At 72.0% G+C, this 16,191-nt stretch carries 14 protein-coding genes; 5 read left to right on the forward strand and 9 right to left on the reverse strand.

Translation table 11 applies throughout. The features are described from left to right. Window positions 1-31: 31 nt before the first annotated feature. From CLV71_RS30810 to CLV71_RS30825, 4 genes are all read right to left on the reverse strand, one after another. The gene (locus tag CLV71_RS30810; RefSeq protein WP_133906386.1) at window positions 32-1,273 is read right to left on the reverse strand and encodes an ABC transporter substrate-binding protein; all 1,242 of its coding nucleotides are present in this window, start codon (window positions 1,271-1,273) and stop codon (window positions 32-34) included. Between the two features lie 12 nt (window positions 1,274-1,285). Further along, on the reverse strand, window positions 1,286-1,978 hold the full coding sequence (locus tag CLV71_RS30815) for an ABC transporter ATP-binding protein (RefSeq protein ID WP_133906387.1): 693 nt from the start codon (window positions 1,976-1,978) through the stop codon (window positions 1,286-1,288). Further along, window positions 1,971-2,729 carry an ABC transporter ATP-binding protein gene (locus CLV71_RS30820; protein ID WP_208297826.1) on the reverse strand — a complete coding sequence of 253 codons (759 nt, stop codon included), beginning with the start codon at window positions 2,727-2,729 and terminating at the stop codon, window positions 1,971-1,973. Before CLV71_RS30820 ends, CLV71_RS30815 begins: the two co-directional genes overlap by 8 nt. Window positions 2,730-2,819: 90 nt before the next feature. Continuing rightward, complete coding sequence (locus tag CLV71_RS30825) at window positions 2,820-3,566, reverse strand: 3-hydroxybutyrate dehydrogenase (protein ID WP_133906388.1); 747 nt, start codon at window positions 3,564-3,566, stop codon at window positions 2,820-2,822. Window positions 3,567-3,836: 270 nt separating this feature from the next. On the opposite strand from CLV71_RS30825, the gene CLV71_RS30830 reads away from it, so the two are divergent. Next, window positions 3,837-4,880, forward strand: coding sequence for an alpha/beta hydrolase (locus CLV71_RS30830; protein ID WP_166664316.1), 1,044 nt, complete (start codon window positions 3,837-3,839; stop codon window positions 4,878-4,880). 96 nt (window positions 4,881-4,976) lie between these two features. On the opposite strand, the gene ilvA is transcribed toward CLV71_RS30830, so the two are convergent. Next, window positions 4,977-6,206, reverse strand: a complete 1,230-nt coding sequence (gene ilvA, locus CLV71_RS30835) for a threonine ammonia-lyase IlvA (RefSeq protein ID WP_243866818.1) — start codon at window positions 6,204-6,206, stop codon at window positions 4,977-4,979. Window positions 6,207-6,255: 49 nt separating this feature from the next. On the opposite strand from ilvA, the gene hrpB reads away from it, so the two are divergent. From hrpB to CLV71_RS30845, 3 genes are all read left to right on the forward strand, one after another. Continuing rightward, the gene (gene hrpB, locus CLV71_RS30840; RefSeq protein ID WP_166664317.1) at window positions 6,256-8,646 is read left to right on the forward strand and encodes an ATP-dependent helicase HrpB; all 2,391 of its coding nucleotides are present in this window, start codon (window positions 6,256-6,258) and stop codon (window positions 8,644-8,646) included. A 141-nt stretch (window positions 8,647-8,787) separates the two neighbouring features. After that, window positions 8,788-8,925, forward strand: coding sequence for a hypothetical protein (locus CLV71_RS48015; protein ID WP_166664318.1), 138 nt, complete (start codon window positions 8,788-8,790; stop codon window positions 8,923-8,925). Between the two features lie 73 nt (window positions 8,926-8,998). Continuing rightward, window positions 8,999-11,488 (forward strand): class III lanthionine synthetase LanKC N-terminal domain-containing protein, encoded by a 2,490-nt coding sequence (locus tag CLV71_RS30845; RefSeq protein ID WP_133906390.1) that lies wholly within the window; start codon window positions 8,999-9,001, stop codon window positions 11,486-11,488. Window positions 11,489-11,495: 7 nt separating this feature from the next. Here the strand turns inward: CLV71_RS30845 and CLV71_RS30850 are convergent, their stop codons facing one another. From CLV71_RS30850 to CLV71_RS30865, 4 genes are read right to left on the reverse strand one after another with little or no spacing between them, the layout of a single operon-like run. Then, window positions 11,496-12,449: an asparaginase gene (locus tag CLV71_RS30850; protein WP_133906391.1), complete on the reverse strand. Its 954-nt coding sequence runs from the start codon at window positions 12,447-12,449 to the stop codon at window positions 11,496-11,498. Then, window positions 12,442-13,236 carry an amino acid ABC transporter permease gene (locus CLV71_RS30855; RefSeq protein WP_133906392.1) on the reverse strand — a complete coding sequence of 265 codons (795 nt, stop codon included), beginning with the start codon at window positions 13,234-13,236 and terminating at the stop codon, window positions 12,442-12,444. Before CLV71_RS30855 ends, CLV71_RS30850 begins: the two co-directional genes overlap by 8 nt. Next, window positions 13,233-13,877, reverse strand: coding sequence for an amino acid ABC transporter permease (locus CLV71_RS30860; protein ID WP_133906393.1), 645 nt, complete (start codon window positions 13,875-13,877; stop codon window positions 13,233-13,235). The genes CLV71_RS30855 and CLV71_RS30860 overlap by 4 nt, the downstream gene beginning before the upstream one ends. Then, on the reverse strand, window positions 13,877-14,800 hold the full coding sequence (locus CLV71_RS30865) for a glutamate ABC transporter substrate-binding protein (protein WP_133906394.1): 924 nt from the start codon (window positions 14,798-14,800) through the stop codon (window positions 13,877-13,879). The genes CLV71_RS30860 and CLV71_RS30865 overlap by 1 nt, the downstream gene beginning before the upstream one ends. 89 nt (window positions 14,801-14,889) lie before the next feature. On the opposite strand from CLV71_RS30865, the gene CLV71_RS30870 reads away from it, so the two are divergent. Next, entirely contained in the window at window positions 14,890-16,047 is a 1,158-nt protein-coding gene (locus CLV71_RS30870; protein WP_208297827.1) for an ROK family transcriptional regulator, read from the forward strand. Window positions 16,048-16,191 lie beyond the last annotated feature (144 nt).

Genomic DNA, 16,191 nt, shown 5'->3' on the forward strand with positions numbered 1-16,191 from the left:
GGGATCGCTCCGCAAGCTCCGCGCACAGAATTCACCCCATGTCGCAGCCGCTGTCGGAGGCCTTGCGGAAGGCCTCGTCCGCCGGGATCTTCTCGATCAGCTCGGTGAAGTCGCCGTCCTCCTCCATGTCCGCGGGGTCCTTCACCCTCACCAGGTACGAGTCGTGCACGACTCGGTGGTCCTCGGCGCGGATCTTGGCGTTGCGGGCGAAGAAGTCGCTGAACTCCCTGCCGTCCAGCTCCTTGCGCACCGTGTCGGCGTCGTCGGTGCCCGCGCGCTGCACGGCCTCGAGGTACTGCGTCGCGGCGGAGTAGGTCGCGGCGTGGTCGAACGTCGGCCGCTTGCCGGTGCGCTCCTTGAACCGGTCCGCCCACTCCTTGCTCTCCCCGTCCAGGTTCCAGAACCAGGCGGTCGTGAACACGGTGCCCGCCAACGACTCCACGCCGATTGACGCGATGTCGGTGTCGAACATCAGGCCCACGGCGAGTCCCACACCCTTGTCCTTGAGCCCGAACTCGTTGTACTGCTTGACGACGTTCACCAGGTCACCGCCGGCCTGCATCACGCCGAGCACGTCCGGCTTCGGGTTCAGGTTGGGTGCCTTGGTCATGAACGTGGCGAAGTTGTCGTTGGGGAACGGCGTCGGGTCTGCGGCACCGACAGTGCCACCCGCGGCCTCGACCGCGGCGGTGAAGCTCTTGTTCATGTCCTGGCCGAAGGCGTAGTCCGGATAGATGATGTACCACCGTTTCGCGCCCTGCTCGGTGAGCGTGGTGCCGGTGCCGTGCGCGAGCATGTACGTGTCGTAGGCGTAGTGGTAGGTGTAGGCGTTGCACTGCGCACCGGTCAGCTCGGTAGTCGCGGCACCCGTGTTGAAGTAGAGCTTCTTCTGTTGCTTGGCGACGGTCGCGATGGCCAACGCGGCCGACGAGGTGGGCACGTCGAAGATCGCGTCGACACCGTTCCGGTCGTACATCTCCCGCGCCGCGGTGTTCGCGATCTCCGGCTTGTTCTGGTGGTCGGCCGAGCTGACCTCGATGTTCTTGGTGACGGCGTCGTCGGCGTGGCGCTTCGTGAAGTCGTCGACGGCCATCCGCACCGACTCGACCGAGTTCTTCCCACCCACCTCGGAGTACACACCGGACAGGTCGGTGATGACGCCGAGCCTGATCGCGTCTCCGCTGACCTTCCCGCCCCCGCTCTGCGGCCCACCCCCGCATCCCGCGAGCACGACTCCCGCTATCACAACCGCTGCCCGGATCTTGGTAGCCATGTCGTGCCCCTTTCAGATTCCCAGGTACTCCAGCAGTTCGTGCTCCCGGCGCTCGACCTCGGCGTTGTCGAGCGTCTCGACGACGCGGCCCTGACTGATGAGGTAGTGCCGGTCCGCGACCGTCGACGCGAAGTGGATGTTCTGCTCGATCAGCAACACGGTGACGCGGTGTTCCTTCACCGTCCGGATGATGTCCCCGATCTGCCGCACGAGAATCGGCGAGAGCCCCTCGGTCGGCTCGTCCGCGAGCAGCAGCCGGGCACCCATGCGCAGAACCCTTGCCACGGACAGCATCTGCTGCTCCCCGCCGGACAGGTGCGTACCTGCCTGCCTGCGTCGGTCCGCCAGCGCCGGGAACGCCTCGTACACCTTGTCGAGCGGCCACGCATCCGGCCCGACTGTCGGTGGCAGCGTGAGGTTCTCCTCGACGGTGAGCGTCGCGTAGATGCCCCTGTCGTCCGGCACGTAGCCAAGACCCAGCCTGCATCGCCTGTGCGGCGCCAGTTTCGTGATGTCGCGGCCGTCGAGCCGGACCTCGCCGGTCATCGAGCGGTGCAGTCCCGTCAGGCACCGCAGCAGCGTGGTCTTGCCCGCGCCGTTGCGGCCGACGAGCGTGACGACCTCGCCGGCGGCCACCTCCAGCGACACCCCGCGGAGCACCGAGGCCTCGCCGTGGTGGGCGCTCACCTCCCGGACACTAAGCACGGGCCTCCCCCAGGTAGGCGGTGATCACCCTCGGGTCGTTGCGCACCTCGTCGTAGGGCCCCTCGGCGAGGATCCTGCCGAACTGCAGCACCGTGACCCGGTCGGTGAGGTCGCCGACGACCTTCATGTTGTGTTCCACCAACACGACCGTGCGGTCGGCACGGACGCGGCGGATGAGGTCGACCGTGCGGGCGACGTCCTCGACGCCCATGCCGGCGGTCGGCTCGTCGAGCAGCAGCAGACGTGGCGACAGCGCGAGTGCGAGCGCCAGTTCGAGTGCACGTTTGCGGCCGTAGGCGAGGCTGGCGGCCGGGAGGCGGGCGTGTGCACCGAGGCCGACCTCGGCCAGCAGGCCGGCCGCCTCGTCGGCGTACCGGCGCAGTCGCCGCGCCGAGCGCCAGAACTGGGTGCCGCCGCCGTCGCGGCCCTGCAGTGCCAGCTCGACGTGCTCGGTCAGCGTCAGCTCGTCGAACAGACTCGTGATCTGGAACGACCGCGCGACGCCGCGCTGTGCGATCCGCTCGGGACGCAGGCCCGTGACGTCCTCGCCGTCGAGTTCTATCGAGCCGGCCGTCGGCGTGAGAAACCCGGTGAGCAGGTTGAACAGTGTCGTCTTGCCGGCGCCGTTGGGTCCGACGAGCGCGTGCACGGTGCCGGCCTCGACCTCGAGGTCGACGTCGTCGACCGCGCGGAACCCGTTGAACTCCCTCGCGAGTCCACGCGTACGCAACATCGGTGTGGCGCCGGTCACGTCGACGACCATAGAGCTTGTCGACTGTATGCAACATGGCCAGCACATCCACAAGGACGGGGCTCGATGTGTTCATTTCCTACATAGTGGCTATCTCGCCGTCCATCCACCGTCGAGTCGCAGCGACGAGCCCGTGATCGCCGACGCCGCGTCCCCGCACAGGAAGGCGACGGCCTCGGCGACCTCGGCCGGCTCGATCAGCCGCTTCACCGCGGCCGGCCCGAGCATCACCTCGTCGACGACCCGGTCCTCGCCGATGCCGAGCTGCTCGGCCTGTGCGGCGACCTGACCGGCCACGAGTGGGGTGTTGACGTACGAGGGGCTCACGCAGTTCGACGTGACCCCGTGCTCGGCGCCCTCCAGCGCGACGACCTTCGACAGCCCCTCGACGCCGTGCTTGGCGGCGACGTAGGCGGCCTTGTAGGGGGACGCGACCAGCCCGTGCACGCTGGAGATGGTGACCACCCGCCCCCAGCCGCGCCCGTACATGTGCGGCAGGGCCCGTCGGACGATGCGGAACGGCGCCTCCAGCATCACGCGCAGCAGGTAGGAGAACCGTTCCGGCGGGAACTCCTCGACGGGCGCGACGTGCTGCAGCCCGGCGTTGTTCACGACGATGTCGACGTCGAGGTCGAGGGTGTCGACCGCGTCGAGGTCGGCGAGGTCGGCGACCACCGGCCGGACGTCGAGCTCGGCGGTCAGTTTCGCGAGGGCGTCGGCGTCCCGGTCGACGGCCACCACGGTGGCCCCTGCCGCGGCGAGCCGCGCGGCGCAGGCACGCCCGATGCCGCCGGCCGCCCCGGTCACCACCGCACGCCGCCCTGCCAGATCACTCATGGCCACCGACGCTACGCCCGTCACGGAGCGTCGCTCCACGTGTGCGCCAGCCATACCGCGGTGGCCATGGATGTGTGTCACCCACATGTGTGGTCACCCGTGGATGGCGACCGTCCACGTTGACCTGTGTACGGGCGCGGACGAGGGTACGGACATGACATCGGTGTCCGAGGTTCCGGTCGCGGGTGGCACGGTGACCGTCGGCCTGCGGGGTGCGCCGGCCGACGGTCGGCCCGTGCGGCGCGCAACCCTGTCCTGAGTGGAGTGTCCATGGTGGATGGCATCGTCAGCAGCCGGATCACGACGCCGCGGCTGACCGCGCAGGTGCTGGAAGTGCCCGAGCGGGCGGGTGAGCCGGTGGTGTTCGTGCACGGCAACGTGTCGTCGGGCCTGTTCTGGCAGCGGCAGATGCTCGCCCTGCCGGCGGGCTACCGCCCGATCGCGGTGGACCTGCGGGGCTTCGGCGGCTCGGACCCGCTGCCCGTCGACGCGACACGCGGCCTGCGGGACTACAGCGAGGACGTCGAGTCGGTGTGCGCCGCGCTGGAGCTGTCCGACGCGCACTTCGTGGGCTGGAGCATGGGCGGCGGCGTGGTCATGCGGCTGCTGCGCGACCGTCCGACGCTGGTGCGCACACTGACACTGGTGAACCCCGTGTCCCCGTACGGTTTCGGCGGCACCCGGGACGCCGAGGGCACGCTGATCTCGCCGGACGGCGCGTGCGCGGGCGCGGCGGGCGCGAACCCGGACTTCGTGCGCCGCCTGAGCGAGGGTGACCGCACCGACGCGGACCCGTTCTCCCCGCGCAACGTCATGCGCACGTTCTACGTGAAGCCCCCGTTCGTCGTTCCCGACGAGGACGAGCTGGTCGAGTCGATGCTGAGCACGGTCACGGGCGAGGACAACTATCCCGGCGACGGCCGCGAGTCGCAGACGTGGCCAGGTGCGGCTCCCGGCACCCGCGGCGTGCTGAACACCATGGCACCCAACTACTTCCGCCTGGACGACCTGCACACGGTCGAGCCGAAGCCGCCGATCCTGTGGCTACGTGGGGCCGACGACCAGATCGTGTCGGACACGTCGATGTTCGACCTGGCCTACCTCGGCCAGCTGGGCGCGATCCCCGGCTGGCCGGGCGCGGAGACCCACCCGCCACAGCCGATGGTCACCCAGACCCGCGCGGTCCTCGACCAGTACGCGGCGGCGGGCGGCACCTACGAGGAGGTCGTCATCGCGAACTCCGGCCACAGCCCCCACCTGGAAGCGCCCGCCGAGTTCGCCGCAGCACTCTCTCGCGGGCTGGCCATGCACTGAAGGACGCCTTCCTTACGCTGGGCGCAACGAAGGACGCCTTCCTTACGCCGGACGTTACGAAGGCGTCCTTCAGTGCACGGGGGGCAGGTGCGGGACTTAGACCAGGAACGTGAACAGCGGGCTGTCCGGCGGCACCCGCTCGATGCGGTGCGGTGCCGCCTCCATCCGCTTCAGCATGGCCTGGAGGTTCTCCGGCGCGCCGAGCTCGATCCCGACCAGCGCGGGCCCGGTCTCCCGGTTGTTGCGCTTCACGTACTCGAACAGCGTGATGTCGTCGTCCGGGCCGAGGACGTCGTCGAGGAACCGGCGCAGCGCACCCGGCTCCTGGGGGAACTCGACCAGGAAGTAGTGCTTGCGGCCCTCGAAGACCAGCGCCCGCTCGACGACCTCCGCATACCGGCTCACGTCGTTGTTGCCGCCGGACAGCACGCACACGACCGTGGCGCCCGGCGCCAGGTCGAGCACGCCGAGCGACGCAGCGGCGAGCGCGCCGGCGGGCTCGCTGATGATCCCGTCGGACTGGTAGAGGTCCAGCATCTCGACGCAGATCTGGCCCTCCGGCACGGCGACGAGCCTCGGCCCGTGGGCGGCGGCGAGCGCGTGGGTGTGCGCACCGACCTGTCGCACGGCGGCGCCGTCGACGAACGGGTCGAGCTCGGCCAGCGGCGCCGGTCCACCGGAGGCGATGGCGTGGGCCATGCTCGCCGCACCGGCGGGTTCTGCGCCGATGACGTGCGCCCCCGACCCGAGCCAGGCGAGCGTGCCCGCCAGCAGTCCCCCGCCACCGACCGGCACGACCAGCGCGTCCGGCACCCGGCCGAGCTGCGTGACGATCTCGGCGGTCACGGTGCCCTGCCCGGCGATCGTCCTCGGGTCGTCGAACGCGGGGATGAGGGTGCGGCCGGTCTCGGCGGCGTAGGTGGACGCGGCGTGCGCGGCGTCGTCGTAGGTCTCGCCCTCGACGACGATCTCGACGTGCCTGCCGCCCAGCGTCGCGACGCGGTCGCGTTTCTGGCGGGGCGTGGTGCGTGGCAGGTACACGCGCGCGGCCACCCCGAGCGACGCGCACGCGAACGCCACGCCCTGCCCGTGGTTCCCGGCGCTCGCGCACACGACGCCGCGCTCCCGGTCGGCGGCGCCGAGCAGGCTCACGAAGTTGAAGGCGCCGCGTCCCTTGTAGGACCGGACGGTGTTGAGGTCCTCACGCTTGAGCCACACGTCGAGATCGTGCCGCGCGGACAGGCGCGCGTTGTGCTGCAGCGGGCTCGGCGGGATCACGCCCGCGAACCGCTTCGCCGCCGCGGCGACGTCCACCCTGGATACCACCCACGAGACCTTACTCACCGCGTCGGCGGCACCCGGCAGACTGGTGGCCGTGCGCCTGCCCCCGAACCTCCCCGACCTGCCGGTACGCGCGGTGCTCGACGACCTGGCCGCCGCGCTCGACGGGCACGGCACGGCGGTCCTGGTCGCCCCGCCCGGCACCGGCAAGACGACGATCGTGCCGCTGGCGCTGCCGGGCCGCGTGGTCGTCGCCGAGCCGCGCAGGCTGGCGGCACGGGCGGCCGCGACCCGCATGGCGGCGCTGCTGGGCGAGCCGGTGGGCCGGACCGTCGGCTACGCGGTGCGTGGCGACCGGAAGACGTCGAAGGACACCCGGGTCGAGGTCGTGACCACGGGTTTGCTGGTGCGGCGGCTGCAGCACGACCCGAGCCTGCCGGGGGTCGACACGGTCCTGCTGGACGAGATCCACGAACGCCACCTGGACGCGGACCTGCTGCTGACGCTCCTGCTGGACGCCCGCGCCGGTCTGCGGCCGGACCTGCGACTGCTGGCCACCTCGGCGACGGTGGCGACGGACCGGGTGGCGGCGTTGCTCGAGGCGCCGGTGGTCGAGGCGCACGTGCGCACCTACCCGGTCACGGTGACCTACCACCCGCCTGCCCGTGGTGAGCGCCTGGAGCGGCACGTGGCGCGGGTGGTCCACACGGCACTGTCCGCGTCGGATGGTGACGTGCTCGTGTTCCTGCCGGGTGCCGGGGAGATCGCTCGGGTGGCGCCGCTGGTCGAGGGCGCGGAGGTCGTGCCGCTGCACGGCAGGCTTTCGGCGGGCCGCCAGGACGCCGCGCTGACGCCGGGCGACCGGCGGCGGGTCGTGCTGGCGACGGCGGTGGCCGAGTCGAGCCTGACGGTGCCGGGTGTGCGGGCGGTAGTGGACTCGGGGCTGGCGAGGGTGCCGAGGATGGACCATCGCCGGGGTCTGTCGGGGCTGGTGACGACGCGGGTGTCGGCGTCGGTGGCGCAGCAGCGGGCCGGTCGTGCGGGGCGGGAGGCGCCGGGGTGGGTGTACCGGTGCTGGCCGGAGCACGAGCACGCGACGCTGCCTGCCCAGCCGGAGCCGGAGATCCGTACGGCGGACCTGACGCGGCTCGCGTTGGAGCTGGCGTGCTGGGGGACGCCGGACGGGACGGCTCTGGACTGGTGGGACGCGCCGCCGCAGGGGCCGTTGGCCGCGGGTCGGGCGGTGCTGACGGCGTTGGGGGCGTTGGACGCGTCGGGTGCGGTGACCGAGCGGGGGCGCCGGATCGCGGGGGTCGGCCTGCACCCGCGCCTGGCCAGGGCATTGTTGGACGGTGCGGAGGCGGTGGGCGCGACGGCGGCGGCCGAGGTGGTCGCGCTGCTGGACGACGACACGCTGGCGACGAGCACCTCGGTGGAGGACACGCTGCGGCGGCTGCGGGACGACGGGTCGCCGCGGTGGCACCGGGAGGTGCGCCGCTTGACGGCGTTGGTGGCGGGTCGGCCGAGGGGGACGCCCGACCCGGCGCTGGTCGTGGCGTTGGCCTACCCGGAGCGGCTGGCGCGGAGGCGGTCGCCTGGTTCGCCGGTGTACCTGATGGCCGGCGGGACCGCGGCGGAGCTGTCCGAGGGTGGTGAGTGGCTGGCGGTGGCGAGCGCGGACCGGCAGCCCGGGCGTGCGCAGGGGAAGATCCGGTTGGCGGCACGTGCGGACCAGTCGCTGGCGGAGCGGGCGGCACCAGCGCTGCTGTCGGAGGCGGACGAGATCGCGTGGCTGGACGGTGACGTGGTGGCCAGGCACGTCCGTCGGCTCGGCGCCATCGTGCTCCGGGAGCGGCCGTTGCGGGACCCCGACCCCGCGCGGGTGCGGGAGGCACTGGTGGCGGGTCTGCGGGCGGTGGGCCTCGGGTTGTTGAACTGGACCGAGGCGGCCACGAGGCTGCGGCAGCGGTTGGCGTTGCTGCACCGGGTGCTGGGTGAGCCGTGGCCGGACGTGTCCGACGAGGCGTTGCTGGCGGGTATCGAGGGCTGGCTGAGCCCGGCGCTGGCGAAGGCCCGTCGACGAGCGGACCTGGCGAGGGTGAACGTGCACAACGCGCTGTCGCTGCTGCTGCCCTGGCCCGCGGCGGCGCGGCTGGACGAGCTGGCCCCGGATCGTCTGGAAGTGCCGACTGGGGCGAGGATCCGCGTCGACTACGGGGCCGACGACCCGGTGCTGGCGGTGAAACTGCAGGAGACGTTCGGCTGGACCGAGACCCCGACGATCGCCGACGGTCGGGTGCCGGTGCTACTGCACCTGCTGTCCCCCGCGGGCCATCCGGTGGCGGTCACCGCGGACCTGAACACCTTCTGGCGGGAGGCATATCACCAGGTCCGCGCCGAGCTGCGTGGCCGCTACCCGAAGCACCCGTGGCCGCAGGACCCGCTGACCGCCACCCCGACGGCCCGCACGAACCGGCGCCGCTGACCGGTCTCCCGCCGTTCGGCACCGGGGGTCACCCCGGATGCCCGTTCGTCTGAAAATCACGTGCATCTTTGCCGACTCGTTCTCGATCATGCTAGATGTGTGCCTCCGACCTATACAAGGAGGCGTGAAGTGTCACACCTGATGACCCTTGAACCACGAGAGGTCGACCTCGTAGTCCGGGAGCCGGAGGTCGCCTTCGCCAGTGCCGACGGCGACAGGCTGTCCGGGCAGCCGTGCCCGTGCGACGACGCCTGGACCATCGTCGCGACCTGGTTCTGAGCACCCGATCGCCGAGGTGAGTGATCCGCTGAACGACCGAGCCCCCCGGACCGCGGTCCGGGGGGCTCGGGTCGTGACAGAGACCGATACCGAGACACGGGTGCGTGACCTGGCACACGCCGCCGGCCACCGCGTCCACCGCGAGGATCCGTGGCTCGTGGTCCTCCCGCCGGACACGGAGGCGCCCGACCACGGGTGGAAGCTGCACGTCTCGACGCGCGCCGCCACCTTCCCCGCGTTGGTTCAGCGCCTCCTTCCCGTCCTGCTGGGCGAGGGCTGCGTGTTCAAGCTCGCCCGCTCACCCGCCGTGCTCGCCGAGCTGAACGACGGGATCACCGCACCGGCGGCGGTCGGCAAGGCGGTCACCGTCTACCCGCGCCCCGACCGGGTACGCGAACTGGGCCTCGCCCTGGTCGAGCTGCTCGCCGGTCACGACGGCCCGAGGGTGGTCAGCGACCGGCGGATCGACGGTGCCGCGCCCGTCTACTACCGGTACGGGCCGTTCGCACCGGACTGGCGCACCGACCGGTCGGGCCACACCGACCTGGTCATCCGCGGGCCGGGCGGGGAGGTGTTCGACGGTGAGGCCGACAGCCGCGGCTACCGGCAGCCGTCGTGGGTGAGCGACCCGTTCCCCGACGCGACGAACCCGCTGCCGGACGCGGGCCCGCTGCTGGGCGGCCGGTACCTGGTGACCGAGGGCATCCGCGAGTCCGCGCGAGGCAACGTCTACCGAGGCGTGGAAGGCGGGACCGGTCGACCGGTCGTCATCAAGCAGGCCCGCGCGCTGGTGGCCGAGTCCTCGGGCGAGGTGGACACGCGGATGCGGCTGCGCAACGAACGCCGGGTCCTGCACGCGCTCGACGGGGTGCCGGGCGTGCCGCGGTTCCTCGACCACTTCCGGCATGCCGACGACGAGTTCCTCGTGGTCACCGACGAGGGACCCACCAACCTGGGTGACGACCTGGCGCGCAACGGCCCCTACCGGCCCGACGGCGACGGGACGCGGTCGTTGCGGCTGCTGGCCGAGGACCTCGCCCGCATCGTCGGTGACGTGCACGACCGCGGTGTGGTGATGCGCGACGTCAAGCCGGGGAACATCATCGTCCGAGCGACGGGCACACCCCGGGTGAGCCTCGTCGACTTCGGGATCGCGGCCCTCGACGGACTGCACCTGCCGGGCGGCTCCCCGGGATACGCACCCGACCGGCAGACCACCGGCGAACCGCCCCGGCCCGCCGACGACCTGTACGCACTGGGCATGACGCTCATCGAGGCCGCCACCGGACTGCGCCCGGTGTCCAGGGTGGACGCCCACCAGGCCAGGACGAAGGCGCTCGAGACGATCCGGTCCCGGTGGGGTGCCCCGGACGGCGTGCTCGGCACGGTGGTCGACCTGGTGCACGACGACGTCGCGGTCGCCGGGGTTGCCGCGCGGCGCCTGCGGACCGGCGCCCCCGACCACGTGACCGGGTCCCGGCTGCCGCGACCACCGGTGGTCGACGCCGGGTCGACCACCGCACTGGCCGAGGTCCTGCTGGACCAGCTGATCGACAAGGTCGACGCCGCACTGGCCGTGCCCGGCGGGCGACGCCGCCCGAACTCGACGCTCTACGGCGGTCTGGCGGGCATCGGCCTGGAACTGCTGCACCACGGCCCCGCAACCCACGACCGGGTCGGCAGGCTCCTCGCGCAGGTGACCACGGACGCCGGCACCGTCGAGCTGGGTCCCGGGCTGCTCGCCGGACGCACGGGCGTCGACATCTTCGTCCGGGAGGCGCGGGAACGGCTCGGCCTGCCCGCCGCCGCCCGAGACCGGCCGGACCCGCCCCCGGCGCCGGACGAGTTCGACCTGGTGTCCGGCACGGCCGGGATCGGTCTTGGCCACGTCTGGTTCCTCCGGCGTGACGGAGATCCCCGCGACCGCGAGGTGGTCCGCCGGTGCGCCGAGACGCTCGCCGCGGCGGCGCCGACGAAACCCGGGCTGGCACACGGAACGGCGGGCGTCGTCCTGTTCGGTCTGCTCGCCGAGGACCACGCCGACGTCGACCCGGGTCCGGCCGACGACCGTCTCACCGCCCTGGTCGACGCGGCGGGACCGCTGATCGCGCGGGCCGCGGCGGGGACCGGTGACACACTGAGGACGGCGTCGTGGTGCAACGGCCTCGCCGGCGTGGCCCGGGTGCTCGCCGAGGCCGGACGGCGCCGCGACCGCCCCGACTGCACCCGGCTGGCACTGGCCGCGGGGGACGCGCTCACCGGCTGGATCCCCCGCTCGGCGCACCTGGGCCAGTGTTGCGGGGTCTCCGGGATCGGTGACCTCATGCTCGACCTGTGCGCGGTCCCGGGAGGCGAGCGCTTCACCGGCCACGCCTACGCCGCCGCCGAACAGATCCTGCTGCGCAGCGCGGGCACCCACGACCGGCCGGAGCCGGTGTCGTTCTCCACCACCGACCGGGACGGCGTCTCCTGGGCGGTCGGCCTGACCGGCATCCTCGGCTTCGTGCGCCGCCTCCGCGACCAGGGCGGCCCCCGCCTCCTCCCGGAGGTCGGCCGGCCCTGACGGGCCCTCACGCGAGTGCGCGGAGCACCTCCGGGCCGGCCACCACCTCGCCGACCGGGTGGCCGCCGCCCAGAACGGGGACGTGGGCCAGGGTGTCGGCCAAGGACACGTCGACGCCCAGTGCGCCGAGGACCGCGAGCGCCAGGACTGTCGTGGCGCGGGGATTCCCGTCGATCACCTTCATCGCCACCGCCTGGCCCGTCGCGGCGGCGGCCATCAGCACGCCCTCCGCGCCGCCCTTGCACACCGTGCCCGGCACCAGGCGCATGAAGTCGGTGTTCTGGTGGCCCGCACCGCCGACGTACTCCGGCTCGGCACGCATCGCGTCCGCCACCGCCCGTTCCGGGGAACCCGCGGGGGCCAGCACCAGCGAACGGGTCGCCCGCGCGAGGCCGAGCACCGTCGTCGAGAACAGCGGGGCACCGCAGCCGTCCACCGCCACATGCGTTACCGGGCCCGCCGCCTCCTCCAGCCTCGCGCGGATCTCCTTCTGCACCGGGTGGTCCGGCGACAGGTAGTCCTCCGTCGACCAGCCGTTCACCACGCTGCACGCCAGCATCGCCGCGTGTTTGCCCGAGCAGTTCATCCGTACGCGGCTCGGGCCCTCGCCCGCACGGATCAGGCGCAGGCGGGTCTCCTCGTCCTCCGGCCAGTCCGCCACGCACTGCAGGTCCTCCTCGGACAGTCCGGCATCCGCCAGGATCGCGCGGGCCACGGCCACGTGCCGGTCCTCGCCCGTGTGGCTGCCGGCCGACAGCGCCGTCGCGGCCGGGGACAACACCAACCCCGCCGCGCGGCATCCCGCCGCCTGCCACGGTTTCGTCGACGAGCGAGGCAGGATGGGCTCTTCGGGGGTGCCCAGCGACACGGCCACCGAGCCGTCCGACGCCAGACCCACCAGCGTGCCGAAGTGCCTGCTCTCCACGAAACCCGACCGCGTCACCACCGCCAGCTCAGCCATGTTTCCTCTCCGACCGGCGCAACCGGTGCGCCACGAACGACAGGGAGCTGTTGCACACCAGATAGACGAACGTCACCACCAGGAACGTCGGCACCAGAAGGTGGTTGTAGGCCGACAGCACCTGCGCCCGGTACAGCAGCTCCGTGAAAGCGACCACATATCCCAGGGACGTGTCCTTGAGCAGGCTCACCAGCTGGCTCACCAGCGACGGCCGCACGTGCCGGACCGCCTGCGGCAGCACCACGTACCGCATCGACTGCGTCCGGGTCAGCCCCAGCGACAGCGCCGCCTCCGACTGTCCACTCGGGAGGCTCAGGATCCCCGCGCGGAAGATCTCCGCGAACGCCGCCGAGTTCGCCACCGTCAGCGGCAGCACCAGCTTCCACAGCAGCGGCAGGTTCACCCCGACACCCGGTAGCGCGAACAGCGTCACGTAGATCATCAGCAGCACGGGCAGTGTGCGGGCGATCTCGATGTAGCCCGTGGCGATCCAGTGCACCGCCCGAACCCGCGACAGCCTGCCAAACGCCAGCACGATCCCCAGCGCCGACGACAGCACCGCCACGTACGCCGCCGCCTCCAGCGTGCCCAGCAGCCCCACCAGCAGGTACTTCCAGATCGGCCACTGCGTGAACGGCGCCCACTTCGCCGCGTCCAGCTGCCCATGCCTCGCGAACTGCCACACGGCCAACGCCAGCACACCCGCCAGCACCAGTCCGCTGACGACCGACCAGACCAGGATCCGCCTGCGCGTGCGTGGGCCCGGCGCGTCGTACAGGACGGTCATCGCACGATCGCCACCCGTCGCTCCAGCCAGCCGGTGCTCAGGCCGATCAGCAGTGCCAGCACCATGTACGTCAAACCCGCGCCCACGAAGATCGGGATCGGCTGTGCGTGCACGAGGTTCGTCTTGTTCGCCGCCGCCGTCAGCTCCACGATCCCGACCGCCGCGAACAGCGACGTGTTCATCACCAGCGCGATCATCACGTTGCCCACCGGCTGCACCACCGCGCGCAGCGCCTGCGGCAGGATCACCGAGCCCAGCGTCTGCCGGAACGTCAGCCCCAGTGCCCGCGCGGCCTCCGCCTGGCCCAGCGCGACGGTGTTCACGCCGCTGCGCACCGCCTCCGCCACGTAGGCCGCCTCGTAGATGATCAGCACCACGACCGCCGTGACCGGCAGCGGCATCAGCAGACCCGCGTCCGGCAGCGCGAACACGAACAGCACCAGCAGCGCGAGCAGCGGCACGTTCAGGAACAGCTGCACATAGGCGAACGCGACCCCGCGCAGCACCGGGATCGGGCTCACCCGCATCGCCGTCACGACCACGCCGAGTACCAGCGCCCCCACCGCCGACAGGCCCGCCATCCACAGCGTGGTCAGCAGGCCGGTCAGCAGTGGTCCGAGGTCGTCGAGCAGTGCCTGCATCAGGAACCGGGCACGGACCCGATGGCAGGCGGGGTCGGCGGGTCGGACTCGACGACGGTGCCGAGCGAGCCCTTCCACGCCTGCGCCCACTGGCCGCCGTCCTGGATCTTCTTCAGCCAGTCGTTGACGAACTCCTTGAAGTCGTCGTCGCCGTGGGCCAGGCCGATGCCGTAGGGCTCCTTGGTGAACGGGTTGCCGACGACGGCCAGCTGCGGGTTGGCCTTCGCGTCGCTCGCCAGCAGCGTCAGGTCCTGCACGTACGCGTCGCCCCGGCCCTGCAGCAGCGCCGTGACGGCCTGCGGGTCGGTGCCGAAGGTCGTGATCTTCGCCGACGGCGCCACCTTCGGCACCTCGGTCACGGCCGGGGTGTTCGCGCCGACGATGACGTTCTTGCCGTCGAGGTCGTCGACGCCCTTGATGTCCTTGTTGCCCGCCTTGACGGCCACGGCCAGGCCGGACTCGAAGTACGGGCCCGCGAAGGAGACCTGCTGCGCCCGCTCCTCGGTGATCGTGTACGTGTTGAACACGACGTCGACCGTGCCGTTCGCGAGCAGTGCCTCGCGGGTCTCGGTCGCCGGGGGCACGATGTCGACCTCGGGCTTGCCGAGGATGTAGACCGCCAGCAGCTTGGCGAGGTCCGCGTCGAAGCCCGTGACCTCGTCGGGATTGCTGGGGTTCTGCTGGGACAGCAGCGGCGCGTCGAGCGCCTCGGCGACGACCAGCTTGCCGCGTTTCTTGATCTTCTCCATGGTCGAGCCGGGAAGGATCGCCGACGCGGCGGCCACCGGCGCGTCCCTGAACAGGTCCGGGCTGCTCGTCGCGCCGCCGCCCGCGGGCGGCACGGCCGAGTCACCCCCGCTCGAGCAGCCGGCGAGCACCACGGCGAGGGCACCGACGCCGGCCAACAACACACGACGCTTCATCCGATTTTCCTCCACCTTGCTTCGAATATCGGAACCATAGGTACGAAAATCGTAGTAAGTCAAGCCGAAATCGCACTAAGGTGTGCTTCGTGTCCACGCCCAGTCGCGGCGTCGCCCCGGACTCCCCCGGCGCCGTCCTGCAGCTCATCCGATCGGGTGAGGTGTCCTCCCGTGCCCGGCTCGCCAAGCACCTCGGCGTGTCGGCGTCGACCGCCGGTCTGCGCGTCCAGGCGCTGATCGACCACGGCTACGTGCGGGAGACGGCCGACGGACAGCCGCAGGGCGGCCGCCGCCCCCGGCGCCTGGCGCTGCGCCAGGACTTCGGCGAGGTCGTCGCCGTCGACCTCGGCAGCCACCACGCGACCGTGGCGCGGTTCGACATGTCCGGCACGCTGGTCACGCACCTGACGAAGGACGTGCGGATCGCGGAGGGTCCCGACGAGGTGCTCGGCTGGGTGCACGCCATGCTCGCGGACTCGCCCGCACGGCTGCGCGGCGTGACGATCGGGGTGCCGGGGCCGGTGGACGCGCGGACCGGCCGCGTGGTGTCCCCGTCGCGGATGCCCGGCTGGAACCGGGTGCGGGTCGCCTCCGAGATGACCAGGTACGGGCCGCCCGCGACCGTGCTCGTCGACAACGACGCCAACCTGATGGCGCTCGGCGAGCACAGCGCCGAGCCCGTCGACCACATGGTGTTCGTCAAGGCGGGTGCCGGCATCGGATGCGGTGTGATCGCCTCCGGCCGACTGCACCGCGGCTCGGCGGGTGCGGCGGGCGACATCAGCCACCTGCCGGTGCCGGGCCGCGAGGACGTCGAGTGCTCGTGTGGCCGCAACGGCTGTCTGGAGGCGGTCGCGAGCGGTGCCGCGCTCGTGCGTGACCTCAACGCGGCGGGCGTCACGGTCGGCAGCCCCGCCGAGGTGGTCGCGCTGGCCGGCGACGCGGAGCCGACCGCGACCCGGCTGCTGCGGGAGGCGGGCCGTGCGACGGGTGAGCTGCTGGCGACGGTGGTCAACTTCTTCAACCCGGACGCGCTCGTGATCGGCGGTCAGCTCGGCCGTGCGGAGCCGTTCGTGGCGAGCGTGCGCGCCGCCGTCTTCGAGCGCTGCCTGCCCATGGCCACCGAACGACTGCAGGTCCGGGCCAGCCGGACCGGCTACCTCGCCGGGGTCACCGGCGGCGCCCGGCTCGTCATCGAGCACCTGCTCGACCCGGAGCGCGTCAACGAGGCGATCGAGAAGAGTTGACCTTGTGGCGCACGCCACAAGTAGTGGGGGCATCACCGGTAACGCGTCGGCGGGTGGCGGCGATGACACAGGTGACCCCGCGGTGCTGGCGGACCCCCGACCTGGCAGCACCGCGGGGTTTCGTCATGTCTACCCTTTCCGACG

It is taken from the genome of Actinophytocola oryzae (assembly GCF_004364325.1).
GTDB lineage: Bacteria > Actinomycetota > Actinomycetes > Mycobacteriales > Pseudonocardiaceae > Actinophytocola > Actinophytocola oryzae.